Origin of the sequence: Cupriavidus sp. H18C1, from assembly GCF_049311595.1 — a bacterium.
Taxonomy (GTDB): domain Bacteria; phylum Pseudomonadota; class Gammaproteobacteria; order Burkholderiales; family Burkholderiaceae; genus Cupriavidus; species Cupriavidus cauae.
Genome location: NZ_CP186009.1, coordinates 793,582 through 819,822, shown reverse-complemented (window position 1 = coordinate 819,822; position 26,241 = coordinate 793,582). Strand labels below are relative to the sequence as shown.

General features: G+C 67.4%; 20 protein-coding genes and 4 pseudogenes. 12 read left to right on the top strand and 12 right to left on the bottom strand.

Features of this window, described 5'->3' with window-relative positions:
• Window positions 1-52 precede the first annotated feature (52 nt).
• The gene (locus tag OJJOAM_RS19490; RefSeq protein WP_422650791.1) at window positions 53-1,444 is read left to right on the top strand and encodes an MFS transporter; all 1,392 of its coding nucleotides are present in this window, start codon (window positions 53-55) and stop codon (window positions 1,442-1,444) included.
• A gap of 39 nt (window positions 1,445-1,483) precedes the next feature.
• On the opposite strand, the gene OJJOAM_RS19485 is transcribed toward OJJOAM_RS19490, so the two are convergent.
• The 3 genes from OJJOAM_RS19485 to OJJOAM_RS19475 all read right to left on the bottom strand — a co-directional run bounded on the left by OJJOAM_RS19485 (window position 1,484) and on the right by OJJOAM_RS19475 (window position 4,397).
• On the bottom strand, window positions 1,484-2,470 hold the full coding sequence (locus OJJOAM_RS19485; RefSeq protein WP_422650790.1) for a Bug family tripartite tricarboxylate transporter substrate binding protein: 987 nt from the start codon (window positions 2,468-2,470) through the stop codon (window positions 1,484-1,486).
• A 155-nt stretch (window positions 2,471-2,625) separates the two neighbouring features.
• Entirely contained in the window at window positions 2,626-3,441 is an 816-nt protein-coding gene (locus OJJOAM_RS19480) for an SDR family oxidoreductase (RefSeq protein ID WP_422650789.1), read from the bottom strand.
• A 77-nt stretch (window positions 3,442-3,518) separates the two neighbouring features.
• Complete coding sequence (locus tag OJJOAM_RS19475) at window positions 3,519-4,397, bottom strand: IclR family transcriptional regulator (RefSeq protein ID WP_422650788.1); 879 nt, start codon at window positions 4,395-4,397, stop codon at window positions 3,519-3,521.
• 505 nt (window positions 4,398-4,902) lie between these two features.
• Between OJJOAM_RS19475 and OJJOAM_RS19470 the strand changes: the two genes are divergently transcribed.
• The 5 genes from OJJOAM_RS19470 (at window position 4,903) to OJJOAM_RS19450 (ending at window position 9,613) form a co-directional block, all read left to right on the top strand.
• Window positions 4,903-5,766 carry a branched-chain amino acid ABC transporter permease gene (locus OJJOAM_RS19470; RefSeq protein WP_149316432.1) on the top strand — a complete coding sequence of 288 codons (864 nt, stop codon included), beginning with the start codon at window positions 4,903-4,905 and terminating at the stop codon, window positions 5,764-5,766.
• Between the two features lie 45 nt (window positions 5,767-5,811).
• Window positions 5,812-6,891: a branched-chain amino acid ABC transporter permease gene (locus tag OJJOAM_RS19465; protein WP_422650787.1), complete on the top strand. Its 1,080-nt coding sequence runs from the start codon at window positions 5,812-5,814 to the stop codon at window positions 6,889-6,891.
• Complete coding sequence (locus OJJOAM_RS19460; protein ID WP_149316434.1) at window positions 6,870-7,634, top strand: ABC transporter ATP-binding protein; 765 nt, start codon at window positions 6,870-6,872, stop codon at window positions 7,632-7,634. The genes OJJOAM_RS19465 and OJJOAM_RS19460 overlap by 22 nt, the downstream gene beginning before the upstream one ends.
• Window positions 7,621-8,328, top strand: a complete 708-nt coding sequence (locus OJJOAM_RS19455) for an ABC transporter ATP-binding protein (protein WP_174106123.1) — start codon at window positions 7,621-7,623, stop codon at window positions 8,326-8,328. The genes OJJOAM_RS19460 and OJJOAM_RS19455 overlap by 14 nt, the downstream gene beginning before the upstream one ends.
• A gap of 106 nt (window positions 8,329-8,434) precedes the next feature.
• Window positions 8,435-9,613 (top strand): ABC transporter substrate-binding protein, encoded by a 1,179-nt coding sequence (locus OJJOAM_RS19450; RefSeq protein WP_422650786.1) that lies wholly within the window; start codon window positions 8,435-8,437, stop codon window positions 9,611-9,613.
• A gap of 150 nt (window positions 9,614-9,763) precedes the next feature.
• On the opposite strand, the pseudogene OJJOAM_RS19445 reads toward OJJOAM_RS19450, so the two are convergent.
• A pseudogene (locus tag OJJOAM_RS19445) lies at window positions 9,764-11,102 on the bottom strand (putative bifunctional diguanylate cyclase/phosphodiesterase).
• 464 nt (window positions 11,103-11,566) lie between these two features.
• On the opposite strand from OJJOAM_RS19445, the gene OJJOAM_RS19440 reads away from it, so the two are divergent.
• Window positions 11,567-12,361: a DUF4397 domain-containing protein gene (locus OJJOAM_RS19440; protein ID WP_422650785.1), complete on the top strand. Its 795-nt coding sequence runs from the start codon at window positions 11,567-11,569 to the stop codon at window positions 12,359-12,361.
• Between the two features lie 50 nt (window positions 12,362-12,411).
• On the opposite strand, the gene OJJOAM_RS19435 is transcribed toward OJJOAM_RS19440, so the two are convergent.
• From OJJOAM_RS19435 to OJJOAM_RS19425, 3 genes and pseudogenes are all read right to left on the bottom strand, one after another.
• A complete protein-coding gene (locus tag OJJOAM_RS19435; protein WP_023264200.1) occupies window positions 12,412-12,708 on the bottom strand; it encodes a helix-turn-helix transcriptional regulator in 297 nt (98 codons plus the stop codon).
• Window positions 12,709-12,790: 82 nt separating this feature from the next.
• Window positions 12,791-14,294: pseudogene (locus tag OJJOAM_RS19430) on the bottom strand (tripartite tricarboxylate transporter permease).
• 11 nt (window positions 14,295-14,305) lie between these two features.
• On the bottom strand, window positions 14,306-14,767 hold the full coding sequence (locus OJJOAM_RS19425) for a tripartite tricarboxylate transporter TctB family protein (protein WP_422650784.1): 462 nt from the start codon (window positions 14,765-14,767) through the stop codon (window positions 14,306-14,308).
• Window positions 14,768-15,152: 385 nt separating this feature from the next.
• On the opposite strand from OJJOAM_RS19425, the pseudogene OJJOAM_RS19420 reads away from it, so the two are divergent.
• Together OJJOAM_RS19420 and OJJOAM_RS19415 are read left to right on the top strand one after the other, a co-directional pair.
• Window positions 15,153-16,581, top strand: a pseudogene (locus tag OJJOAM_RS19420) (NAD-dependent succinate-semialdehyde dehydrogenase).
• Window positions 16,582-17,036: 455 nt separating this feature from the next.
• Window positions 17,037-17,411: a BON domain-containing protein gene (locus OJJOAM_RS19415; RefSeq protein ID WP_422650783.1), complete on the top strand. Its 375-nt coding sequence runs from the start codon at window positions 17,037-17,039 to the stop codon at window positions 17,409-17,411.
• Between the two features lie 48 nt (window positions 17,412-17,459).
• Here the strand turns inward: OJJOAM_RS19415 and OJJOAM_RS19410 are convergent, their stop codons facing one another.
• On the bottom strand, window positions 17,460-18,422 hold the full coding sequence (locus OJJOAM_RS19410) for a LysR family transcriptional regulator (protein WP_422650782.1): 963 nt from the start codon (window positions 18,420-18,422) through the stop codon (window positions 17,460-17,462).
• Between the two features lie 122 nt (window positions 18,423-18,544).
• Between OJJOAM_RS19410 and OJJOAM_RS19405 the strand changes: the two genes are divergently transcribed.
• A complete protein-coding gene (locus OJJOAM_RS19405; RefSeq protein ID WP_422650781.1) occupies window positions 18,545-19,531 on the top strand; it encodes a Bug family tripartite tricarboxylate transporter substrate binding protein in 987 nt (328 codons plus the stop codon).
• Window positions 19,532-19,740: 209 nt separating this feature from the next.
• Window positions 19,741-21,262: pseudogene (locus OJJOAM_RS19400) on the top strand (gamma-glutamyltransferase family protein).
• Window positions 21,263-21,300: 38 nt separating this feature from the next.
• Here OJJOAM_RS19400 and OJJOAM_RS19395 read toward each other — a convergent pair.
• Window positions 21,301-22,521 carry an MFS transporter gene (locus OJJOAM_RS19395; RefSeq protein ID WP_422650780.1) on the bottom strand — a complete coding sequence of 407 codons (1,221 nt, stop codon included), beginning with the start codon at window positions 22,519-22,521 and terminating at the stop codon, window positions 21,301-21,303.
• Window positions 22,522-22,558: 37 nt separating this feature from the next.
• Window positions 22,559-23,455, bottom strand: coding sequence for a DMT family transporter (locus OJJOAM_RS19390; RefSeq protein ID WP_422650779.1), 897 nt, complete (start codon window positions 23,453-23,455; stop codon window positions 22,559-22,561).
• 82 nt (window positions 23,456-23,537) lie between these two features.
• Between OJJOAM_RS19390 and OJJOAM_RS19385 the strand changes: the two genes are divergently transcribed.
• On the top strand, window positions 23,538-25,046 hold the full coding sequence (locus OJJOAM_RS19385; RefSeq protein ID WP_422650778.1) for an MATE family efflux transporter: 1,509 nt from the start codon (window positions 23,538-23,540) through the stop codon (window positions 25,044-25,046).
• A gap of 48 nt (window positions 25,047-25,094) precedes the next feature.
• On the opposite strand, the gene OJJOAM_RS19380 is transcribed toward OJJOAM_RS19385, so the two are convergent.
• Entirely contained in the window at window positions 25,095-25,445 is a 351-nt protein-coding gene (locus OJJOAM_RS19380; RefSeq protein ID WP_422650975.1) for a cytochrome C oxidase subunit IV family protein, read from the bottom strand.
• A gap of 38 nt (window positions 25,446-25,483) precedes the next feature.
• The gene (locus OJJOAM_RS19375; RefSeq protein ID WP_422650777.1) at window positions 25,484-26,206 is read right to left on the bottom strand and encodes a heme-copper oxidase subunit III family protein; all 723 of its coding nucleotides are present in this window, start codon (window positions 26,204-26,206) and stop codon (window positions 25,484-25,486) included.
• Window positions 26,207-26,241: the final 35 nt, after the last annotated feature.

The following is a 26,241-nucleotide window of genomic DNA, read 5'->3' as shown; positions in this document are numbered from 1 at the left end:
ATCGCACAGGGCCGGCCAGCCGCCATCCTCGCCTTCCCCCGCCGTACCGTCGATGCATTCAGATCAAGGTCTTCCCCATCCGCAACGCCAGTGGGCGATCCTCACCGTCTTTTGCGGCCTGATCATGGCCGTGCTCGACGGCTCGATCGCCAATATCGCGCTGCCGTCGATCTCCCGCCAGCTCGGCACCGATCCCGGGCACACGATCTGGGTCGTCAACGCCTATCAGCTGACGGTCACCGTCTGCCTGCTGCCGCTGTCCTCGCTCGGCGACATCCTCGGCTACAAGCGCGTCTATCGCATTGGCCTGGCGACCTTCCTGGTCGGCTCGCTGCTGTGCGCGCTGTCGGTCAATCTGCCGATGCTGGTGGCGGCGCGCGTGCTGCAGGGGATCGGCGGCGCCGGCATCATGAGCGTCAACACGGCGCTGGTGCGCTACATCTATCCGCCCACCAAGCTCGGCCGCGGCATCGGCCTGAATGCGCTGGTGGTCGGCATCACGACCGGCATCGGCCCGTCGGTCGGCGCGCTGATCCTGTCGTTCGCCAGCTGGCAATGGCTGTTCGCCATCAACGTGCCGGTGGCGGTGATCGCGCTGAGCCTGAGCCGCTGGGCGCTGCCTGTCACGCCGCCGCAGCCGCGCGCGTTCGACTATCCGAGCGCGCTGCTGTCGGCGGTGGTGATCGGCCTGTTCGTGCTCGGCGTCGATGGCCTGGGCCATGACGGGCTGCGCCGGGCGGCAGTCGGCGGGCTGATCGCGGCGCTGCTGCTCGGCTGGTGGCTCGCACGGATGGAACGCGGCAAGGCGGCGCCGCTGGTGCCGGTGGACCTGTTCGCGAATCGCGCCTTCACGCTGGCGGTGGGCACGTCGTTCTGCTCGTTCATGACGCAGATGCTGGCCTTCGTCGCGCTGCCGTTCTATCTCGAATACCAGCTGGGGCGGTCGCTGCAGGAGACCGGGCTGTTGATCACGCCGTGGCCGCTGATGGTGGCCGTGATGGCGCCGCTGTCGGGCCGGCTTTCCGATCGTTTCCCTGCCAGCGTGCTGGCCGGGCTCGGGCTCGCGCTGTTGTGCACGGGGCTGGTCCTGCTGGCGATGCTCGATCGCGGCAGCAGCAGCCTCGACGTGCTGTGGCGCATGGCGATGTGCGGGCTCGGCTTCGGCCTGTTCCAGTCGCCCAACAACCGCGCGATGATCGGCGCGACGCCGCCGCATCGCAGCGGCGGCGCCAGCGGCGCGCAGGCCACCACGCGGCTGCTGGGGCAGACCACGGGTACTGCGGTGGTGGCCTTGCTGTTTGCGCTGATCGGGACGTCCGCCTCGCGCACGGCGTTGGGCGTGGCGGCCTGCGTGGCGGCGGTGGGCGCGGCGGTCAGCCTGGCGCGCCTGCGGGGCGTGCCGGACCAGCTGGCGGAACGGGGCACGACGGCGCTGGAGGAATAGCGGGGTAGTTGCTGCCCTCTCCCCCGCCCCTGCCGCCCATTACTGCGGCGTCGTCCCGGAATCCTTCACCACCTTCGCCCACTTCGCGATCTCGGCCTTCTGGAACAAGGCCAGCGCGTCCGGCGTGCCGAGCACCGGATCGAGGCCGAGGGTCTTCAGCTTGGCCTGCACGTCCGGCAGCGTGAAGATCCGGTTCAGCTCGGTATTGAGCTTGGCCACCACGTCCTTCGGCGTGGTCGCCGGCGCGAAGATCGCGAACCACGAGTCGGCCTGGAAGCCGCTCAACCCCTGCTCGGCGAGCGTCGGGATATCCGGGGCCGAGGCCGAGCGCTTCAGGCTGGTCACGCCCAGCGCGCGCAGCTTGCCTTCCTTGATCACGGGCAGCGCCGACGGCAGGTTGTCGAACATCATCGTGATATGGCCGCCCAGCAGGTCGGGGATCGCCATCGCGCGGCCCTTGTAGGGCACGTGCGTGATCTTGACCCCGGCCACCGTATTGAACAGCTCGCCGGCCACGTGGGGCGAGGTGCCGATGCCCGGCGTGCCGAAGGTCAGCGCGCCGGGCTTGGACTTGGCCAGCGCGATCAGCTCGGCGGTGGTCTTGGCCGGCACGCCCGGATGGACCACCAGCACATTGGGCGTCGTCGCCAGCAGGATCACCGGCGTGAAGTCCTTGACCATGTCGTACGGCAGCTTGCTGTAGACCGCGCCATTGATCGAATGGGTACCGACCGTGCCGAGCGCCAGCGTGTAGCCGTCGCCGGGCGCGCGCGCCACCGCTTCCGCGCCGATATTGCCGCCCGCGCCGGGCTTGTTGTCGACCACCACCGGCTGGCCCCACGACGGCGAGATCTTCTCCGACACGATGCGCGCCAGCGTGTCGGGCGCGCCGCCGGTCGGGAAGCCGACCACGATACGGATCGGCCGGCCCGGATAGGTTTCGGCCTGCACCGCCGGCGCGGCGAACGCGGTGGCGAGCACCGTGGCAAGCGCGGACAGCGCGCCGGTGAATGGGGAAATCCGCATGATCTTTGTCTCCTTTGTGTTGGACGCTTGTTCGGTCTCTGTCGTCTGGATCGGGGCCAATCGGGGCCAATTGGGGCCAATCGGACCATCGGTCTCGATCGGTCCCTGTGGCCGCTATCGGTCAATCCATCTGGAACATCGGCGCGCGGGCGAGGTCATTGCTTGCCGATTCCACCGAACTCGCTCATCACCTTCTCCTGCAGCCGCCGCATGCCCTTGAGCCAGCGGTCGTAGTCCTGCCCCTTGCGGCGGTAGTACTCGAGCACCTCGGGGTGCGGCAGGATCAGGAAGCGTTCGTCGCGGATGCCTTCCAGCGTTACCGCGGCCACGTGCTCGGCCGTCACCGAGCCCTCCTGCAGGAAGCCCTTGCGCTCGCCGTTCTCGCCGAACAGCATCTTGGTCTGCACGCCCTGCGGGCAGATGCAGCTGACCTTGATGCCGCGATCGCCGTAGGTGATTTCCAGCCATTCGGCAAACCCGATCGCCGCGTGCTTGGTCACCGCGTACGGCGCCGAGCCGATCTGCGACAGCAGCCCCGCCGCCGACACCGTGTTGACGAAATAGCCCTCGCCACGCTCGAGCATCTGCGGCAGCACCGCATTGGCGGCGTGGATGTGGGCCATCACGTTGATCTCCCAGATGCGCTGCCATTCGTCGGCGGTGGCATCGAGACCCTTGCGCAGGATGATGCCGGCGTTCGAGCAGAACACGTCGACCTGGCCGAAGCGGCGCGTAGCCTCGTCGGCCAGCGCCTGCACCGCGGCCGCATCGGCGACATCGGTGCGGCAGCCGAAGGTCTGGCACGACGGCGCCAGTTCGGCCGCTTCCGCGGCGACCTGCTGCGCGCCGCGCTCGTCCAGGTCGGCGACCGCGATGCCGCGCGCGCCCGCCTTGGCGAACGCCAGTGCCAGCGCCCGCCCGATGCCGGTGGCGCCGCCCGTGACGACGACGGTCTTGTTGCTGATCTCCATGCCTGTCTCCTTGTGCTGATGATTGTGGTGGTCGAGATGTCGTGGGTATTGGTGATGGTCCCGATGGCCAGGCGCGCTCAGCCGTGGACGCGCCACAGCCTTCCCTGCAGCGCCTCGGCCAGCTGGCGCACGCGCGGGCCGAGATTCGCCTCGAGGATTTCCGGCGTCAGCCGCGAGGCCGCGCCGCCGATATTGATCGACAGCACTTCGGTGCCGCCTTCGAGCACGACGGGCGCGGCGGCGCCGCTGACGGTGCGGTCCCATTCGGCATGCGCGACACAGAAGCCGCGCCGCCCGTAGTCGCGCATCGCCCGGTCGAGCTTGCTGCGTATCGTCGGCCAGCGCGTCTGATAGTGGCGCTCCAGATCGGCGAGCACGCTCGCGCGCCGCGGCGCAGGCAACCCCGCGAGCCAGGCGCGGCCGATCGCCGAGGTCGCGATCGGCAGGCGCGAGCCCGGCGTCAGCCGCATCACCAGCGCGCCGCGCGGTTGGCACACTTCCAGATAGACCATCTCGTGGCGATCGGGCGTGGCAAGGGCAACGGTGCAGCCGGTGGCGAAGGCGAGCGACTGCATCAGCGGCTGCGCGACCTCGCGAATGCCGGAGGTCGCGAGATAGCGATGGCCGAGCACCATCGCGCCCTGGCCCAGGCGGTATTTCTCCAGCGACTCGACATAAACCAGGTAGCCGAGCCGCGTCAGCGTATAGGTCAGCCGCGACACCGTCGGCCGCGGAATGCCGGTACGGCGCGACAGCTCCGCATTGCCCAGGTAGTCGTCGTGCGGACCGAAGGCGCGCAGCAGATCCAGCCCGCGCGCGAGCGCCGTGACGAAGCTGCGATCCTCCGCCTCCGCGGGATTTCCGGGACCCGTCTCGTCGGCATCGCGCAATGCGCCCGCCGGCACCGTCGAGGGCGGCTCGGCGACAACGGGAATCACGGTGGCGGTGCGCTTCATGATCGACGGTCCAGGCGTAAATCCAGGTGGAAAGTCAGACGGAAAGTCGGGCGGAAATTCAGGCAACAAGCGCTGCGGCAGCGGCGCAAAAAGCAGGGAAAACCCGCGCGGAATTTCACCCCGCCGCGACCGCGAAAACCTCTGCGCAGCCGGGCGGGAAAGCCCTATTTCGCTGTGCGAAAGACTATTCCGTATTCCTTGACTGTGCCTCAAGCCCTATGCAACAGTCAACGAAAACGAACGATCGTGCGGAGACGCTGCGGCACCCATCGCGGCGGTCAGTCACGACACGAATAACCGGTATGAAAGCTGGGCATTTTGCGGCCCGGCAAGACCGTTTCAGGAGACCGCCATGCAGCCCTTTCCGATGCGCGCCAAGCCGCGCAGTTGACCCCCACATCGGTTGACCGGCAGTCCGCGTCCGTGCGCGGCGCTGTCCTGCCACGCGCATCGGTTCGCCGAAGCGCGCCCCCGTTTGCGATTTCGATCTGCATGAGGTGAGTCGGTGTCAATGTTCTTCCAACAGTTTCTGAACGGGCTGACGCTCGGCGGGGTCTACAGCCTCGTCGCGCTCGGCCTGACGCTGGTCTACGGCATCCTGCACGTACCCAACTTCGCCCACGGCGCCTTCTACATGGCCGGTGCCTACGTCTCGTATTACATGATGACGTCGCTGGGCGTGAACTACTGGCTGGCGATGGTGGCCGCGGCGCTGGCCGTGGCGCTGCTGTCGATGCTGGCCGAGCGGCTGGTCTTCCATCCGCTGCGCAACGCGCCCGAGCTGCACGACATGATCGCGGCGATCGGCATCCTGCTGTTCCTCGAAGCGGGCGCGCAGGCGCTGTGGGGCGCCGACTTCCACCGCATGCCGACGCCGTACGGCCAGCTGGTCGAAGTGTTCGGCCTGACCGCGCCGCTGCAGCGGCTGCTGATCATCGCCGCCGCCTTCACGCTGATGGTGGTGCTGCATCTGTTCCTGACCCGCACCGTGACCGGCTCGACCATCGTCGCGATGGCGCAGAACCGCGAAGGCGCGGCGCTGGTCGGCATCGACGCGACGCGCGTCACGTTGCTGGTGTTCGCGATCTCCGGCGCGCTGGCCGCGATCGCCGCGACGCTGTATGCGCCGATCAACCTGGTCTATCCGGCGATGGGGCACCTGGTCATCACCAAGGCCTTCGTGATCATCATCCTCGGCGGCATGGGCAGCATCCCCGGCGCGATCCTGGGCGGCCTGATCATCGGCATGGCGGAGAGCTTCGGCGGCTTCTACGTGTCGACCGACTACAAGGACATCATCGCCTTCGTGCTGCTGGTGATCATCCTGTCGATCCGGCCGCAGGGCCTGTTCGCCGGCAAGGCCGCCTGAAGGCCGCCGCCGCATCGAAGCGCACAAGGTAGGAGAACTCTCGACATGAACGCATTGCAAGGCAAGACCGGCTGGGCGTTGCTGCTGGCACTGGCCATCGCGTTTCCGCTGCTGACGACCAACAGCTATTACCTGACGGTGATGACGCTGGCCTTCATCTACGCGATTGCCACACTGGGCCTGAACCTGATCACCGGCTACACCGGCCAGCTCAATCTCGCGCACGGCGGCTTCATGGCCATCGGCGCCTATACGCTGGGCATCCTGACCGTCGATCACCAGATGCCGTTCTGGGCCGCCTTCGTGCTGTCCGGCGTGGTCTGCATGATCGTCGGCTATGTGGTCGGCGTGGTATCGCTGCGGCTCAAGGGTCATTACTTCTCGATCTTCACGCTGTGCATCGGCTACATCATCTATCTGCTGATCGAGAAGTGGGAAAGCCTGACGCACGGCACGGTCGGCCTGATCGGCATTCCGGTGCCGGCCGCGATCGGGCCCGTGACCTTCGACAGCGTGCAGGCGCAGTACTACCTGGTGCTGTTCTTCCTGGTGATCGGCGCCTTCCTGATGCACCGGATCGTCAGCTCGCTGCTGGGCCGCAGCTTCATGGCGGTGCGCAACAGCGACGCGCTGGCCGAGGCGCTGGGCATCGACCTGATGCGCACCAAGGTGCTGTCGTTCGTGCTGTCGGTCGCCTATGCGGGCTTCGCCGGCGCGCTGTATGCGGGCCACGTGCGCTTCCTCGGCCCGGACATCGCGCGCACCGACCTGACCTTCGACATGGTGATGGCGATGCTGGTCGGCGGCATCGGCACGCTGCTCGGGCCGCTGCTGGGCGCGCTGCTGGTGCCCTGGGTCACGCAGACGCTGCAGTTCCTGCAGGACTACCGCATGCTGGTGTTCGGCCCGGTGCTGATCCTGCTGATCATCTTCCTGCCCGACGGCATCGTCGGGACGTACCTGAAGCGCCAGGCACGCCGTGCCGCCGCCGCGCGCCGCGGCCAGCGCCAGCCGGCGCGCCGCGCCGCCGGTGACCATGCCGACGTCGATGCGGCCGACGCCAAGACCGCCGCCCCCGCCCCCCGCTTCCGCCGGAGCCGACCATGCTTGAGATCCGCAACCTGACCAAGAAATTCGGTGGGCTGACCGCGGTCAACGATGTCTCCGTGACCTTCGAGGCCGGCCATATCAACGCCATCATCGGCCCCAACGGCGCCGGCAAGACCACCTTCTTCAACCTGGTGGCCGGCACCCATGCGCCGAGCTCCGGCGAGGTGCTGTTCAAGGGCACCAACGTGGCCGGCATGCGGGCCGACCGCATCGCCCGCCTGGGCATCGCCCGCACCTTCCAGGCCACCGCGCTGTTCGATCGCGCCACCGTGCTCGACAACCTGATCGTCGGCCACCGGCTGCGCACGCATGCAGGGCTGCGCGACGTGCTGTTCAACACCAGGCGGCTGCGCGAGGAAGAGCGGCTGTGCCGCGACAAGGCCGAGGAGGCGCTGGACTTCGTCGGGCTGTCGCACCTCGCGCATGAAGTGGCGTCCGACATCACGCAGGAGGAGCGCAAGCGCGTCGCCTTCGCGCTGGCGCTGGCCACCGGGCCCGAGCTGCTGCTGCTCGACGAGCCGGCCGGCGGCGTCAACCCCGAGGAGACCGTGGGCCTGGCCGAGCTGATCCGCAAGATGGTCCGGCACGGCAAGACGGTCTGCCTGATCGAACACAAGATGGACATGATCATGCGGCTCGCCGACAAGATCATGGTGCTGAACTACGGCGAGAAGATCGCCGAGGGGACGCCGGCGGAAATCCAGCGCAATCCGCAGGTCATCGAAGCCTATCTGGGAGCCGACCATGTTGCAGCTTGAACGCGTATCGCTTTCCTATGGCAGCTTCCGCGCGCTCGACAACATCACGCTGCACGCCAAGGCGGGCGAACTGGTGGTGCTGCTCGGCGCGAACGGCGCCGGCAAGAGCTCGATCTTCCTGGCGATGAGCGGCATCCACCGGACCAGCGGCGGCAGCATGCGCTTCGACGGCCGCGAGCTGTCCGGCATGAAGCCGTCGCAGATCGTGCAGGCCGGGCTGGTGCACTGCCCCGAGGGCCGCAAGCTGTTCCCGGCGATGAGCGTGCAGAAGAACCTGACGCTGGGCGCCTACGTGCATCGCCGCGACAGCGCGGGCATCAAGCGCTCGCTGGAAGAGGTCTACGAGCTCTTTCCGATCCTGCAGCAGAAGAAGGACGATCCGGCCGGCTCGCTGTCGGGTGGCCAGCAGCAGATGGTGGCGCTCGGCCGCGCGCTGATGGGCCGGCCGCGCGCGCTGCTGCTCGACGAGCCGTCGCTGGGGCTCGCGCCGCTGGTGGTCAAGCAGATGTTCGAGGTGATCCAGCGCATCAACCGCGCCGGCACCACCGTGCTGCTGGCCGAACAGAACGCCTATGCGGCGCTGGGCATCGCCCATCGCGGCTACGTGATCGAAGGCGGACGCATCGTGATGGAGGGCGATCGCGATTCGCTGCTCAATGACGAGGGTGTGCGCCGGGCCTATATCGGCGGTTGATATACCCCGGAACGGCCCGCCCGCACCAATCGAAACAACACCGCATTCAACCAAGACCATCCGGGCCACGACCCGATGGCACTTTCATCGTTTAAGGAGACGGAAGATGCAGAACGCCACCAAACCCCGCCGCAAGCTGTTGCCGCTGGCCGCCACCGCGCTGGCCGCATTGCTGGCTTCCGGCGCGGCCTTCGCGCAGGAAGTGGTCAAGCTCGGCTATACCGGCCCGCTGTCCGGCGGTGCCGCGCTGTACGGCAAGAACGTGCTGTCGGGCATCCAGATGGCGGTCGACGAACTGAACGCCAGCGGCGTCGAGGTCGGCGGCAAGAAGGTCAAGTTCGAAGTGGTCGCGCTCGACGACAAGTACGCGCCGGCCGAATCGGCGATCAACGCGCGCCGCCTGGTGCAGCAGCACAAGACGCCGGCCGTGTTCGTGCCGCATTCGGGCGGCATCTTCGCGCTGCAGGCCTTCAACGAGCAAGAGAAGTTCATGGTGATGGCGTACTCGAGCGTGCCGCGCATCACCGACGCCGGCAACAAGCTGACCATTCGGATCCCGCCGGCGTACACCGGGTATATCGAGCCCTTCGTCAAGGCGCAGATGAAGCGCTTCGGCAAGAACGTCGCGCTGGTGCCAGCCGACCACGACTACGCCAAGGCGTGGGTGCAGGCCTTCGTGCCGGCCTGGGAGAAAGCGGGCGGCAAGGTCGTCGGCAACAACCCGATGTCCTATACCAAGGCGACCGACTTCTACAGCGGCGTGTCGCGCGTGATCGCCGACAAGCCGGACGTGCTGTTCGTCGGCGGCCCGTCGGAGCCGACCGCGCTGGTCGTCAAGCAGGCGCGCGAACTGGGCTTCAAGGGCGGCTTCATCGTGATGGACCAGGCCAAGCTCGACGAGATGGCGCGCGTGACCAACGGCCTGGGCATGCTGGAAGGCTCGATCGGCGTGTTGCCGCTCAACAGCGACAGCCGCCCGGCGGCGCAGGCCTTCAACGCCAAGTACAAGAAGCTGCATGAGGGCAAGGACGCCACCACCGAGATGTCGCTGAACTACACGATGGTGCATGCGCTGGCCCACGCGATGAAGCTGGCCGGTACCACCAGCGACGCCACGGCGATCCGCGCCAAGATGCCCGACGCGATGAAGACGCTGCCGAAGGAACTCAACCCGAACGAGGTCGACGGCATCGACGCCAAGGGCGGTTCGATGGCCGATACCGTGGTCGGCTGGGTGCAGGGCGGCAAGATCAGCCAGGTGCGGCTGTCGGAGCTGGCAAAGTAAGGAAGCGATCCCCGCAGGCGGAAAAAGGAAAGGGCCCGCAACGGGCCCCTTCCCTGCGATCCCCGCTGCGGCGGGGATCGTCGTTTTGACGGTTCGGAATCGGGATTGCCGGGCTCGTTCGGTCCTCGGGCGTTTCAGTCCTTGGGCCGTTCAGTCCTTGGCCAGCCGCTGCTGCTCGTACAGGCGGTCCGTCAGCTGGTCGGCTGGCATCGGCTTGCCATACAGATAGCCCTGGACCTCGTGGCAGCCGTTCGCCAGCAGGAAATCGCGCTGGTCCACCGTCTCGACGCCTTCGGCGATCACGCCGATGCGCAGGCTCGCGCCGACGTTGATCACGGAGCGGACAATGGCCGCATCGACCGGGTCCTGCGTCACGTTGCGGATGAAGGATTGGTCGATCTTGATGCGGTCGACCGGGAAGGTCTTCAGGAAGCTCAGCGACGCATAGCCGGTGCCAAAGTCGTCGCAGGTCAGCGTCACGCCATCGCGGCGCAGCGTCTGCAGCTGGCCGGACACCTCGTCGCCCTGCTGCAGCGCGATGGTCTCGGTAATTTCCAGCTCCAGCCGGTTCGGCTCCAGCGCCAGTTCGCGCAGCACGTGCCGGACTTCGGTCAGCAGGCGGCTTTCCGCCAGTTGCGCGGCGAACAGGTTGATCGCCACGCGCGGCGCCTGCTCGAACTGCAGCGACCAGGCCCGCGCCTGCGCGCAGGCGGTCTGCAGCAGCCACATGCCCACGTCGACGGCGACGCTGCTGGCGGCCAGCGCATCGATAAACGCGGCCGGGGCCAGCAGGCCCTGGGTCGGATGCCGCCAGCGCATCAGCGCCTCGGCCCCGACGATGCGGCCGTCGCGCAAGTCGACCTGCGGCTGGTACAGCAGCTCGAATTGCCGCTGCGCATAGGCTTCGCGCAGCGCCTGCACCAGCGACAGCCGGCTGGTCACGTCGGCGCGCATCTGCGCCTTGAAGAAACGGATGGTGCGGCCGCCGTCGCGCTTGGCCCGTGCCAGCGCCAGGCTGGCCGAGGCTAGCGCGTCCGAGGCGTTGTCCCCCGCCGGCCGGCATCACGCAGGCGCCAAGGCTCGCCAGTACATAGTGGCGGTGGCCGTTGCAGTCGTACGGCTCGGACAGCAGCGACAGGATCGCCGCGCTGACGTGGCGCACCAGGGTGGGATCGTAGATCGAGGGCAGCAGCACCGCGAACTCGTCGCCGCCGGTGCGGCCGATCACGGCATCGCGCGGCGAGGCGTCGCGCAGCCGGCGGGCCATCTGCTGGAGGATGCGGTCGCCCTCGCCATGACCGTGCATGTCATTGAAGGCGCGGAAGTCGTCGATGCCGAGCAGGATCAATGCGCAGCGCGGCACGGCCTCGTTCTGCAGGCGTGCTTCGAGCTTGCTCAAGAAGAATGGGCGGCTTGCTACCCCGGTCAACGGATCGGTGTCCGCCGCCGGAACCGCGCCAGCCGCCATCGCCTCCGACCTGGCCACTATCCCCGCCCCGTTTGTGATTGTCGACATCGTGCTCGGTCAGCTATCCCGGCAAGTGTGACGAAAAATTGGAAAAAATCAAGCGGGGTGAAGGATGAGGGGCTTCGCCAGTGAAAACAATGGCAAACGGCGATAGACAAACCGGCTTTTGCTACCACGTCGATTCCGCTGTGCGGAACAGACCCGCCAGCCCTTGCTGGGCCTGGGCTCCCCGGAGTGATTCAATCGGCTGTCGGATTCCTCCGACAGCTATATCGGAGCGCGCAGCGTTTCGGCCCAACGGGGCCACCACTATCGTTCCATCACGGCACGCGGCCGGACCCCGACCACACCAGACTGGATGCCATGCGTTGGCCATGCATGCCAACGCATTCGCCAGACCTTGGCCAACCCTTGGCCATCCCGTGGCGCTACGCGGTCGGCCCCGTAACTTGTTCGCTTTTCATTTCACCTGCAAGGGGAAATCCATGAAGCTGTTCTCGAAATCCGGGATTGCACTGGGACTGATGGTGGCGGCCAGCGCCATGCTGGCGGCATGCGGCGGCGGCGATGATGGCATCGACGACCGTCTCGGCCTGAACGAACCGCAGACGCGCGTGATCCACGCCGTGCCTCCGATCCCGACCGCACTCAATCTCGACGTCTACCAGAACGGCGCCAAGACGTCCCTGCAGAACATTCCGTACAAGTTCGTCGCCCGCTATTCGGACGTCGACGATGGCAACCACCTGTTCACCTTCAACGCCGCGGGCACGCAGACCGAAGTGGGCCGCGCCCAGGTCGATGCGGCCACCGGCCACAAGTACACCATCGTGGCGCTGCCGGGCGACGACCGCGCCGACACGCTGGTGATCGACGATCCGTACGAGAAGGGCCTGCTGTCGACCAAGGCGCGGGTGCGCGCGGTCAACGCCGCGTTCAATGCGCAGAACGTCGATATCTATGTGACCGCCCCGTCGGTGGACATCAATACGGTCAACCCGACCTTCGCCAACGTGGGCTACAAGTCGGCAGTGCCGGCCTCGGGCCGGGACTCGAACGAGTTCGACGGCGGCAACAACTACCAGATCCGGGTCACCACGGCGGGCACCAAGCAGGTGATCTTCAGCTCGGGCGCGATCACCATCGACAACAACGCCGACTGGCTGATCATGCCGATCCCGGTCGATGGCATCGCGTCGGCCGTGCCGAACAACATCAAGGTGCTGGTGGCCAAGGCCAACGACGACTCGCAGACCGCGATCGAGCTGGTCAGCCAGTAAAGCGGTTCGGCAACAAAGTCCGATCGCTCGAACGACAATCGGCGGCGGCCTCAACGGTCGCCGCCGATTTCGTTTTGCAGCACATCGAGATGGGACAGGTAGGCATCCAGCTCTTCGCGCCCACTGTCGGTGATCGAGTAGACCCGGCCATTGCCTTCGACCAGTTCCGCGGTGATCGCCCGTGCGATCAGCAGACTGCGCAGGATGGGCCGCAGCGAGCGGATGTTCTTCTCGATGCCATGTTCGCGCAGCCGCTCGACGAGGGCGAGCACCGTGGCCGGGCTGGACTGCACGAACTTCAGGATATAGAGCCGGGAAACGAGACTATCGATGGTTGGTCTTTTCATGCAACGATAGACATGCGCAAAACGACCGGGCCGGCCGGCGCGCCCGGAATGGCTCCGAGGCGCCGGCCGGCCCGGTTTTTCTCTACTCCTCCTGGAAGGCGATTTCGCGCTTGGCCTTGATCGAGGGCAGCGCCACCACCGCCACCAGCGCCGCGGCGGCAATCAGCAGGCCCATCGACAGCGGACGCGTGACGAACACCGAGAACTCGCCACGCGAGAGCAGCAGCGTGCGGCGGAAGTTCTCTTCCATCATCGGTCCGAGCACGAAGCCGAGCAGCAGCGGTGCCGGTTCGCACTTGAGCTTCAGGAACAGATAGCCCACCACGCCGAAGCCCGCGGCCATGAAGACGTCGAAGGTCTGGTTGTTGACCGAGTAGACGCCGATGCCGCAGAACACCAGGATCGCCGGGTACAGGAAGCGATACGGCACGGTCAGCAGCTTGACCCAGATGCCGATCAGCGGCAGGTTCAGGATGATCAGCATCAGGTTGCCGATCCACATCGAGGCGATCAGGCCCCAGAACAGCTGCGGGTTGCTGGTCATGACCTGCGGACCCGGCTGGATGTTGTGGATCGTCATCGCACCGACCATCAGCGCCATCACCGCGTTGGGCGGAATGCCCAGCGTCAGCAGCGGGATGAACGAGGTCTGCGCCGCCGCGTTGTTCGCCGATTCGGGACCGGCCACGCCTTCGATCGCGCCCTTGCCGAACTCGTGCGAGTACTTCGACGACTTCTTCTCCAGCGTGTAGGCCGCGAACGAAGCCAGCGACGCGCCGCCGCCCGGCAGGATGCCCAGCGCCGAGCCCAGCGCGGTACCGCGCAGCACGGCCGGGATCATGCGCTTGAAGTCCGCCTTGGTCGGGAACAGGTTGGTCACGCGATCGGTGAAGGTCTCGCGGTTCTCCTTCTGCTCCAGGTTCGCGATGATCTCGGCGAAGCCGAACATGCCCATGGCGAGTGCGACGAAGTCGATGCCGTCGGTCAGTTCCGGGATATCGAACGAGAAGCGCGCCGCGCCCGAGTTGACGTCGGTACCGACCAGGCCCAGCAGCAGGCCCAGCACGATCATCGAGATCGCCTTGACCAGCGAGCCAGAGGCCAGCACCACGGCGCCGATCAGGCCCAGCACCATCAGCGAGAAGTACTCGGCGGGACCGAACTTGAAGGCCAGTTCCGACAGCGGACCCGCGAAGGCCGCCAGGATCAGCGTGGCCACGCAGCCGGCGAAGAACGAACCGATACCGGCGGTGGCCAGGGCCACGCCGGCGCGGCCGCGCCGCGCCATCTGGTAGCCGTCGATGGTGGTCACCACAGACGACGATTCGCCGGGCAGGTTGACCAGGATCGCGGTGGTCGAGCCGCCATACTGCGCACCGTAGTAGATGCCGGCCAGCATGATCAGCGCGGCCACCGGCGGCAGCGTGTAGGTGATCGGCAGCAGCATCGCGATGGTCGCGAGGGGGGCCAAGGCCCGGCAGCACGCCGATCAGCGTGCCGAGCAGGCAGCCGAGGAAGGCGTAGGCCAGGTTCTGGAACGACAGCGCGGTCGAAAACCCGAGCGTCAAATGTTCAAGCAATTCCATCTGCGCGCTCCTTAGCCCGTGATGAACGCCGGCCACACCGGCATCTGCAGGTTGATGCCGTAGACGAAGGCACCGAGGCTGATCAGCACCAGCACCACGCTGTTGAGCAGCGCGCCCTTCCAGCTGAATTCGTGACTGGCCATCGACGACACGACCACCAGCACGAACACCGACAGCACCATGCCGAGCGGCTTGAGCAACAGGCCGAACAGCACCACCGAACCCAGGATCCACAGCAGGATCTTGATGTCCCAGCGATCCATCCGGTCTTGCTCGCCCTTGCTCGACAGCGAGCCGAGCAACACCAGCGCGCCGAGCGCGGCCAGTACCAGGCCGAGCAGGAAGGGGAAATATCCGGGACCCATCTTCGCGGCCGTCCCCATCGAATAGCCGCGAGCGACAAAGGAAAAGCCAAGGCCGACCAGCACGAACATCAGGCCGGAGGCGAAGTCCTTTTGGCTGCGTATGCGCAACATGATTCTCCTCGTTAAATACAAAGCCGCACGGCACGGGCATCTGTGCCGAAAGCGGATGCAACGTTAGAGATGCGTGCTTTCAGCGCCCTTTCAGTTGTCTGGTTTCAGGGTTAACCACGGCAAGGAATCCGCGTTTGCATCATGACGTGATGCATTTTGAAAGGGACGTGAAAGCGAGATGTAGGCTCGTTGAAAGGAATCGCGATCGAAGGCGCGCAGCGCATTCGGGCCGGCCGCCGCATGGGTGGCCGCATAGGTGGCCGCACGCCGCGATGGCCGACGCGGTAAGCTAACGGGTTCGGAGCCCCGGGCGCCCGCGCGGCACACGCCCCGGTTCCCGACAGCGGACCCAGCACTCACGACTCAGGACACAGGAGAAGCCATGTACCAGGACCTCGCCCTTTATATCGATGGGGGAGTTCGTCAAAGGCGGCGGGCGCCGCGAACAGGACGTGATCAATCCCGCCACGCAGGAGGTGCTGGGCAAACTGCCGCACGCCAGCACCGCGGATCTGGACCGCGCCCTGGCCGCCGCGCAGCGCGCCTTCGACAGCTGGAAGAAGACCTCGCCGCTGGAGCGTGCGAAGATCCTGCGCCGCGTCGGCGAGCTGACCCGCGAGCGCGCCAAGGAGATCGGCCGCAATATCACGCTGGACCAAGGCAAGCCGCTGGCCGAGGCGGTCGCCGAGGTGATGATCTGCGCCGAGCACGCCGACTGGCATGCCGAGGAATGCCGCCGCATCTATGGCCGCGTGATTCCGCCGCGCAACCCGAACGTGCGGCAGATCGTCGTGCGCGAGCCGATCGGCGTCTGCGCGGCCTTCACGCCGTGGAACTTCCCCTTCAACCAGGCGATCCGCAAGATCGTGTCGGCGCTCGGCGCGGGCTGCACGCTGATCCTGAAGGGGCCGGAGGATTCGCCGAGCGCGGTGGTCGCGCTGGCCCAGCTGTTCCACGATGCCGGCCTGCCGCCGGGCGTGCTGAACATCGTCTGGGGCGTGCCGAGCGAGGTCTCGACCTATCTGATCGAATCGCCGATCGTGCGCAAGATCTCGTTCACCGGCTCGGTGCCGGTCGGCAAGCAGCTGGCCGCGCTGGCCGGCGCGCACATGAAGCGCGTGACGATGGAGCTGGGCGGCCATTCGCCGGTGCTGGTGTTCGACGATGCCGATATCGAGCCGGCCGCAGAGATGCTGGCCCGCTTCAAGATCCGCAACGCCGGCCAGGTCTGCGTGTCGCCGACCCGCTTCTACGTCCAGGAGAAAGCCTACGACCGCTTCCTGGCCCGCTTCACCGAGGTGATGGGCTCGATCAAGGTCGGCGACGGCCTGGAGGACGGCACGCAGATGGGCCCGCTCGCGCATGAGCGCCGCATCGCGTCGATGGAGCAGTTCCTCGACGACGCCAGCCATCGCGGCGGCAAGGTCGTCGCCGGCGGCGCGCGCATCGGCAGCAAGGGCTATTTCTTCGCGCCCACGGTGGTCACCGACCTGCCGGACGACGCGAAGCTGATGGTCGACGAACCCTTCGGCCCGGTGGCGCCGGTGACGCGCTTCAAGGACGCCGAGGAAGCGCTGCGGCGCGCCAACAGCCTGCCCTACGGCCTGGCCTCGTATGTCTTCACCAACTCGCTGAAGACCGCGACGCTGGTCTCGAACGGTCTCGAGGCCGGCATGGTCAACATCAACCATTTCGGCATGGCGCTGGCCGAAACGCCGTTCGGCGGCATCAAGGACTCCGGCATCGGCAGCGAAGGCGGCATGGAGACCTTCGACGGCTATCTGGTGACCAAATTCATCACGCAGGTGTGATGCGCCGGCCGACGTGATGGTTGATTGACGCTCTGCGGCAATCCGGGCCTTCCCACACGGGAAGGCCTTTTTTACATCGCCCTCGGACGTCGATGGGGCGTCCAGGCGCGTTTTATTTACAAGCCATCCCGGCAAAGATTGCACCGCGCGTGCCCGCACCATGCCGCGCGACCGCGCTTGCACCGCCCGGCGGGGGTACGGATTTTGCGGCCATTGCCCATTACGTCCCTGATCGATGGAGACCGAAATGAACGGCAATAGAAACACCGGCAATAGAGACACCGGCAACCGGGACACCAGCGGTACGCGCCAGATGTGGCCCCGGGAAACCGGCGAGGACCGCCGTGGACGCGGCACCGTGACCGGCGGCATGGAGTGGTTCCCCGAGGACCCACGCACCGGCGAGGTCGCGGAGACCTGGCGCCATCGCGGCTATGGCGGCTCGCGCGGCATGCGTGACGCCTACCACTATCGGCGCGGCGACACCGGGGCGATGGGCTCCGGCGGCGGCAGCGTCGGCTTCAACGAATTCGGCGAGCGCGGCGCGAGCGGAGGCGGGGGCATGGGCGGCAGTACGGCGACACGGCGCCCCCCGCACCCTGCCCAAGGGCTATCGTCGCACCGACGAGCGCATCTGCGACGAGGTCTGCGAGCGGCTGGCCGAGGCGCGCGACCTCGACGTGTCCGAGGTCACCGTGGAGGTCGGCTCGGGCATCGTCACGCTGAGCGGCACCGTATCGGACCGGCGCGCCAAGTACCGCGTCGAGGATATCGCCGAGGAAGTGATGGGCGTGGACGAGGTCAGGAACAATATCCGCGTGCCGCGCTGACGGCGTAAGCCTTGCCGCCGTGCCGCGAGGGAGCGAGGGGGCGGTGCGTTACCGCGCGGCCGCCCCCGGCTCGGCTGCACGGATCCGGCCCGCCTCGTCCCGCAGGGCCTGCATGAAGGCGTGCAGCACCTCGTCGTCGCCGCCCTTGCGCCATACCGCTCCGACCGGCCCGAACGATTCGCGGTCGCCCAGCGGCAGGATATGCAGCAGGCCCAGCGAGGCCAGATGCTCGGCCATCGCGGCCGAGCAGACGCCGATATAGTCGGTTTCGCGCAGCACCGCCTGCATCGTGACGATGGAACCGGTCTCGACCGCCGGCCGCAGCCCGGCGGCGCCGTGCTCGAGCAGCACGGTATCGAGCCGCGTGCGCATCAGCGTCTCGCGCTGCGGCATCGCCCACGGATACGAAAACAACTGCCCCCAGCGCAGCCGTTTTGCCTGTGCCAGCGGATGGTGCGGGCCCACCACCACCGCCATCGCATCTTCGAACAGCACCTCGTGCGCCAGATGCGGACCATAGGCGCGCGCATCGATCGAGCCGACCACCAGATCGAATTCGCGTGTCTCCAGGCGATCGAGCAGCGTATTGAACGCACCCTCGGTGACCTGGATCGAGACATTGGGCTGCACCCGCTGGAACGCGACGATGGCCCAGGGAATCAGGTGCGCGACGCCGGCCAGCACGCTGCCGACATGCAGGCGCGCGACCGCGCCCTTGGCGATCGCGCCCAGTTCGTCGTGGGCGCGCGATACCTCGCCCAGCACGCGCACGGCCAGCCGGCGCACCGCCTCGCCGGCCGGCGTCAGCTGCAGGCGCCGGCCGCGGATCGCCAGCCTGACGCCGGCCAGTTCCTCCATTTCGCTGAGCCAGTGCGACACCGCGGACTGCGTCATATGCAGCCGCGTCGCGGCGGCCGACAGCGTGCCCGCATCGTGAAGAATCAGGAAGGACTCGAGGTGCCGCACCCGCAGTCGGCGCGCCCAGGCGATGCTGTGGTCGGATGGATCCATGAGCGAATACTAATAGATGGTTCGAAACAATTCACTAGGTGAGTTTGCGGTTGGGGCCAATAATTTCCCGGCATCCAGGCACCAGACCTGGAATTCGACGGACCTGGACACTGCCACCACCTATGAGAAAAACTTCCCTTTTCCACTTCGCTGTTCCCCTTGCGCTCGCCTTCGGCGTGGCCGCGCCAAGCTACGGCTGCGGTGAGCCTGGCGCGTCGTCGCGCCCGATCCGGATGGTCGTCTCGCAGCAGGCCGGTGGCAGCACGGACACCCTGGCCCGCATGTGGGCCGAGCGCGTCGGCAAGACGCTGCAAACGCCGATCGTGGTCGAGAACCGGGCCGGCGCGGGCGGCATCATCGCGGCCAAGTACGTGCTGAGCCAGCCGGCCGACGGCTGCACGCTGTTCCTGGCGGGCGTCTCGCAGATGGTGCTGAACAAGTTCGTCTACGCGCCGCTGGCCTACAAGCCCGAATCCGACTTCGCGCCGGTGTCGATGCTGGCCACCGTGCCGTTCGTGCTGGTCGCCAATCCGCAATCCGGCCTGCGCAACTATCGCGAGCTGGTCGACGCCGCCAAGGCCAAGCCCGGCACCATCAGCTTCGCTTCGTCGGGCAACGGCAATTCGACCCATCTGGTGGTCGAGCTGATGCAGAAGCAGCAGGGCATCCGCCTGCTGCACGTGCCGTATCGCGGCGAGCCGGATGGCGTGGTGTCGACCGTCTCCGGCGCGACGCAGGTGATGGCGCCGGTGCTGAGCACCGCGCTGCCGCAGATCAAGGCCGGCAAGCTGGTGCCGCTGGTGCTGTTCGCCTCGAAGCGCGTGCCCGAGCTGCCGGACGTGCCGACCGCCGCCGAACTAGGCCTGAAGGGCTTCGAGAACATCGGCTGGAGCGGCATCGCGGCGAAGGCCGGCACGCCGGCCAACGTCATCGCGCGCCTGCATGCCGCCACCCAGACCTTCCTGGCCGAGCCGGCCGTGGTCGACAAGCTCAAGTCGATGCAGGTGCTGCCGATGCCGGGCCCGTCCGACCAGCTGATGGAACTGACCGTGCGCGATACCGCGAAGTGGCAGGGCGCGATCGGCGACCTGGACCTGAGCGCGAAGTAAGTCCAGGTCCCGCCCATCTAGTCATCACCACGATCCCGTGCCGGGATGCGCCATCGGCATCGCCGTTGGCGCACTCCGGCGCCAACCTATCGAGACAAGCAATGACCCGTAGTGGAATGGTGTCCTGCCCGCAGCCCGAAGCGGCGGAGTCCGGCATCGAGATCCTGCGCGCGGGCGGCAATGCGGCCGATGCCGCGGTCGCCTGCGCCCTGGCGCAAACCGTGGTCGATCCGCTGATGTGCGGCATCGCGGGCTTCGGCACCGCCGCCGTCTATATGCCCGGCAGCGGCGCGCACGAATACATCGACTTCCATGCCACCGCGCCGGCGGCCGCGCGCCCCGACATGTGGGCCGACCTGCTGGAAGGCGAAGCGCGCGACGGCTTCGGCTTCTTCATCAAGGACCGCCTCAACGACATCGGCTACCAATCGATCGCCACGCCGGGCACGCTGCGCGGCCTGGAGGCGCTGCATCGCAGCCACGGCCGGCTGCCGTGGAAGGAGGTGGTGCAGCCGGCGATCCAGTGGGCGCGCGACGGCTACTTCGTGCGCCCCGGCATGTATGCGTTCTGGATCGACGAGGCGACGCTGGGCCGCGCCAGCAACCGCGAGCGCCTGGCCTTCAGCGAAAGCGGCCGGCAACTGTATTGCCGCCCCGACGGTTCGCCGCATACGATCGGCACCCCGCTGAAGAACCGCGACTATGCCGACACGCTGGAGCGGATCGCGTCCGGCGGCGTCGACGCGTTCTATCTGGGCGAGATCGCCGAACAGATCGTCGCCGACATGCGCGAACACGGCGCGCTGCTGTCGCGGGAGGACCTGGCCGGCTACCAGGCCGTGCGCACCGCGCCGCTGGTTGGCGGCTACCGCGACCGCCGCGTCACCACCAACCGGCCGCCCGGCGGCGGCGCGATGCTGCTGCAGATGCTGGCGATCCTCGAGCAGTTCGATCTGCGCGCGCTGCGGCACAACAGCCCCGACTATATTCGCGTGGTCTGCGAGGCGATGAAGCAGGCGACCTGCGACAAGGACCGCTTCATCGGCGATCCCGCCTTCGTCGACGTGCCGCTGGACCGGCTGCTGTCGCCCGTCTACGCCCGCGAGGTCGCGCAGCGCATCCGCGATGGGCAGCGCGCCGAAGTGCCGCGCGTCAATCCGGGGCACACGGTGCCGCGCGACACCACGCATCTGTCGGTGGTGGATGGCGAAGGCAATTGCGTTTCGCTGACGCACTCGCTGGCGATGCCGTCGGGGGGTGATCACGCCGGGCCTGGGCTTCATGTACAACGGCTGCATGGGCGTGTTCGACCCGCGGCCGGGACGCGCGGGCAGCATCGCGCCGGGCAAGCGCCGTTTCACCTCGTCGTGCCCCACCATCGTGTTCAAGGACGACCGGCCCGAGATCGTGCTCGGCGCGCCGGGCGGCACGCAGATCGCGATGGGCGTGCTGCAGAGCATCGTCAATGTGGTCGACTTCGACATGCCGATGCAGGCGGCCGTATCCGCGCCGCGCTTCTCGTCGACCAGCAACGCGATCGACGTCTGCAACCGCATCCCGCGCTATATCACCCGCGAGCTGGAGCGGGACGGCTATCAGGTGATCCGCAACCCGTACAACTACACGATCGGCTGGGTGCACGCGGTGCGGATCGTGGACGGGCGGCTGGAAGGCGGCGCCGATCCGGGACGCGACGGCGTGGCGCTGGAGATCGAGGTGCCGGCGGCATAGCGAGCCTGCTTTCCATCGGCGGCCGGGGCAGGCCATCCTCAGAGGCTGGCCTGCTCCTGTTCCGGCCGCTGTTGCGCGCTGACGCTGACCTGCTTGTCGGGATAACGGGCGACCAGCACATAGCTCGCCCAACAGAGCAGGCTCATGGACACCGCCACGGCACCGAGCTGGCCGGTCGGCAGGAAGGGCGCGGTCGCCTGTGTCGCCAGCGCGCCGGCCGCCAGCAGCGCCAGCACCATCAGTGCCGACGCGCGTCCAAGCTGGGCGTTCGGTACCGACAGCGCCTCGCTGAATGCGGTCGGGCCGCGTATCCCCAGCACGGCGCAGAACGCCGCCCAGAACGCCAGCAGCCACGGATAGGAAAGCCGGTCGGCCCACCATGCCGCCAGCAGCGCGGTGCACAGCAGCCCGTGCAGCAGCGCGCCAAGCTGGATGGCGTGGCGCGGGCCCAGCCGGTTGCTGATCCGGCCGGCCTGGCTCGCGGCCGCGATGAATCCCGCCACGCCGCAGACCTGCGCCAGCGCGAAGCCGCTCTGGCCGGTGTTGGCCAATGCCGGAAGCACCTGCGGCGCGCTCGCGACGAAGGTGATCAGCGCGCCGAACGACAGCGCATGCGCCAGCGCCAGTCCGACGAAATGCCAGTTGCGCAGCAGCGCGCGATAGCCGACCCTTCCGCCCTCGCCCTCGCCCTCGTCCTCCTGCGATGGCAGCGCGACGGGCGTGGCCCGCAGCGCGAAGGGCGCGGACGCCAGTGCGATGACGCCGATGATCGCAAAGGTCGTGCGCCAGTCCGCGATCAGCAGCAGCGCGGTACCCAGCACGGGCCCCGCTGCGGGAACGATCGCTTCGATCATCGCGATCGCCGCGATGCCGCGCACGCCGTCCTGCTCCGGCAGTGTCGCGCGCACGACGGTCGGCACCACCACGGTCGCCGCGCCGGCCGCGATGCCCTGCACCAGGCGCAGGCCCAGCAGCATCGTCAGATCGGGCGCGAGCGCGCATCCGAAACTGGTCAGGATCAATGCCAGCAGGCCCGCCTGCACGCAGCGCTTCGGGCCGATCCGGTGCAGCATCTCGCCCCAGACCAGTTGGGAAGCGGCCAGGCCAAGCAGGAAGATCGCGATGGTCAGCTGTCCTTGCGCCACCGTGATGCCGAGATCGACCTGCATCGTCGGCACGGCGGGCAGGTAGAGGTCCATTGTCAGCATGCTGGCCGCCGTGATGATGGCCAGCGGCAGGACCGTACGAATCGATGGCATCGACAAAGACAGACTCCTTGCAGTCGGCACGGACCCGTCAGGTCCGCCGCCGCATCACCAGATACAGACCGGCCGCCGCGATCGCCATGCCGGGCCACGCCGCCAGCGGCACGGTTTCGCCCAGCACGGCCCAGGCGATCAGCGCGGTAGTGGGCGGCACCAGGAAGAACAGCGCCGACACGCGCGAGGCCTCGCCGTGGCGGACCATCGCCAGCAGCAGCGTCATCGCGACGATCGAATTGGCGACGACCAGATAGGTCAGCGAGCCGAACAGCGCCGGGGTCCATTGCACCTGCATCGGCTCCAGCCACCAGGCCAGCGGCGCGGTCACCGCAAGCCCGACCCCGTATTGCACCAGATTGGCCGTCAGCGGATGGGTGTCCCGGCCGAAGCGCTTCTCCCACAGCGTGCCGGCGGTCATCACCAGCAGGGCCAGCACCGCGAACAGCAGCGCCAGCCGCGAGGACAGGTCGATCGACGAGGTCGCGACAATCACCATCGCGGCGCCGCTCGCGCCAAGCAGCAGCCCGATCCAGCGCACCCGCCCGACCCGTTCGCCGGCAATGGCCGGCGCAAGCAGGCCGACGAGGATCGGCTGCTGCGAGGTGATCAGCGCCACCGCGCCCGACGACAGTCCGTATTTCAGGCTCAGATAGGTGAACGAGAAATACCCCGCCTGCATCAGCAGGCCCACCATCGCCAGATGGCCCCATGCCGCCGGCGTGGCCGGCAGAGCGGGCCGCAGCCACAGCCACGGCAGGATCAGCAGCGCCACCACGCAGGCATAGCGCAGCGCGAGGAAGGTCAGCGGATCGGCGTAGGCGAGACCGAGCTTGAGGAAGACGAAGCCGCTCGACCACAGCAGCAGGAACAGCGCGGGCCCGACCTTCAGCCATGCCGGCGCGGCGCTTGCGGAGGAGGTGGGCTGGATCATGGAGGGCGGGATGTTAGTCGCCTGGAATACTATACGAACTCGCTCCCCGGCTCCCGCCCCAGCGGCTCACCGACCAATAACAATGAAGCCCGACGCCAGACTCGTTACCGGCCCGATCGGCCGCACCCTGCTGCTGTTCTCGCTGCCGGTGCTCGGCAGCAACATCCTGCAATCGCTCAATGCGTCGATCAATTCGATCTGGGTCGGCCACTATCTCGGCGAGGCGGCGCTGACTGCGACGTCGAACGCCAATATCGTGCTGTTCTTCCTGCTGGGCGTGGTGTTCGGCATCAGCATGGCCAACACCATCATGATCGGGCAGGCCGTCGGCGCCCGCGATCTCGACGAGGCGCGGCGCGTGGTCGGCACCAGCACCACGTTCTTCGTGCTGCTGTCGGTCATCGCCGCGGCGCTGGGCTACCTGTTCACGCCGGACATCCTCAGTGCGATGGGCACGCCGGCGGACGCGCGGCCGCTGGCGATCCGCTATCTGCGGATCATCTTCCTCGCGCTGCCCTTCATGTACTTCTACAACTTCGTGATGATGACGCTGCGCGGGGCCGGGGACTCCCGCACGCCGTTCTACTTCATGCTGTTGTCGGTGGTGCTCGACGTCGCGCTGAACCCGCTGCTGATCTTCGGCCTCGGGCCGATCCCGCGCATGGACATCGCCGGCTCCGCGCTGGCGACGCTGATCGCGCAGCTGGTCAGCCTGGCCGCGATGATGTGGCTGCTCTATCGCCGCAATCATTTCCTGACGCTGCATCGCGATCAGTTGCGCTACCTGCGGCCCGACCTCGGCATCCTGCGCTCGCTGGTGGCCAAGGGACTGCCGATGGGCCTGCAGATGGTGGTGATCTCGTCGTCCGCGATCGTGATGATGGCGCTGGTCAACCAGTACGGCTCGCAGACCGCGGCCGCGTACGGCGTGGCCTCGCAGCTGTGGACCTACGTCCAGATGCCGGCGCTGGCGGTGGGCGCCAGCGTCTCGTCGATGGTCGCGCAGAACGTCGGCGCGGGCCGCTGGGATCGCGTCGGGCGCATTACCGGCATGGGCCTGACGTTCAACCTGGCGATGACCGGGGCGCTGGTCGGCCTGGTCTACCTGTTCAACCGGCATTCGCTGGGCCTGTTCCTGCCGGACGATGGCGGCGCGATCGAGATCGCCCAGCACATCAACGCGATCGTGCTGTGGTCGTTCATCCTGTTCGGCTTCACCATCGTGCTGTTCGGCACGGTGCGCGCGACCGGCGCGGTGATGGCACCGCTGGCGGTGCTGTTCGTCTCGATGTGGGTGGTGCGCCTGCCGTTCGCCTGGTGGCTCGGCCGCACGATGGGCGCGGACGCGGTGTGGTGGAGCTTCCCGCTCGGCTCGGTGGTGTCCATCACGCTGGCGGCGGCCTACTACCGCTTCGGCAACTGGCGCGCCAGCCAGATGCTGCCGGTCGCGTCGACAGCCTGCGAAGTCGTCGGGCAGGCGCCGGACACCAGCATGGGGACGCCGGCGCAGGATGCGTTGAAGCCGGCGGGGGGAGACGGAAACGGTCTGACCGCTTCCCTGAATGCGTTCCGGCGCGGCTGGCGGGGCTAGCGGGAGCTAGCGGGGTCTACCGGACGGCCAGCGACGGCTGGCAGGCGGCTAACGGAAGAACTCGCCCCGCATCAGGAACGTATAGTCCGCCTCGACCGCCATCAGCCAGACCAGCACCAGCAGGCACAGCGGCGGCAGCAGGATCGCGTAGACCAGCGCCAGCCGCTCCCACGCCATGTGCATGAACACGGCGACGATCAGGCCGGCCTTGGCCATCATGAAGATCAGGATCAGCGTCCAGCGCAGCGCGCCCTGCAGGTGGAAGTAGTCGACCGCGTACGACATCGCCGACAGCACGAACAGCAGCCCCCATATCTTCAGGTACAGCCCGATCGGATGGGCCTGGCCGGTGGCGCCGTGCCCGGGGTCGGCGGCCGGCGCGCCGCCGTGCGAGGGCATCGGGGAATCGTGCAGGATGGGTTCGGACATGGCGGACCTCACCACAGGTAGAAGAACGCGAAGATGAACACCCAGACCAGGTCGACGAAGTGCCAGTACAGGCCCGCGATCTCGACGATCTGGTAGTTGCCGGTGCGCTCGTAGCGGCCGCGCAGCACGCGCGTGGCGACCACCAGCAGATAGATGACGCCGCACGACACGTGAAGGCCGTGGAAGCCGGTGATCATGAAGAACGACGAGCCGAACTGCGCCGCGCCCATCGGATTGCCCCAGGGGCGCACGCCCTCCTCGATCAGCTTGGTCCATTCGAACGCCTGCATGCCGACGAAGGTGGCGCCCAGCGCGGCGGTGCCGAACATCAGCATCGCGCAGCGGGCCCGGTCGCGCCGGTAGGCGAAATTGACGGCCATCGCCATGGTGCCGCTGCTGGTGATCAGCACGAAGGTCATGATCGCGATCAGGATCAGCGGAATCGATTCGCCACCGATCGTCAGCGCGAACACCTCGCTGGGATTGGGCCACGGCACCGTGGTGGTCATCCGCACCGTCATGTAGCTGATCAGGAAGCAGCTGAAGACGAAGGTATCGGACAACAGGAAGATCCACATCATGGCCTTGCCCCACGACACCTGGAAGGCATGCCGGTCCGAACCCCAGTCGGCCAGCATGCCGCGCCAGCCGCCGTGCACGGACGCGGTGTGGGCCGCGGTGTGCGCCGCGGCGTCGGCCACGCCATCGCCGGGATGCAGTTGGGTCGCCATATCGCCTCCTTCGCTTGCCTGCCCGCGCCGATCTC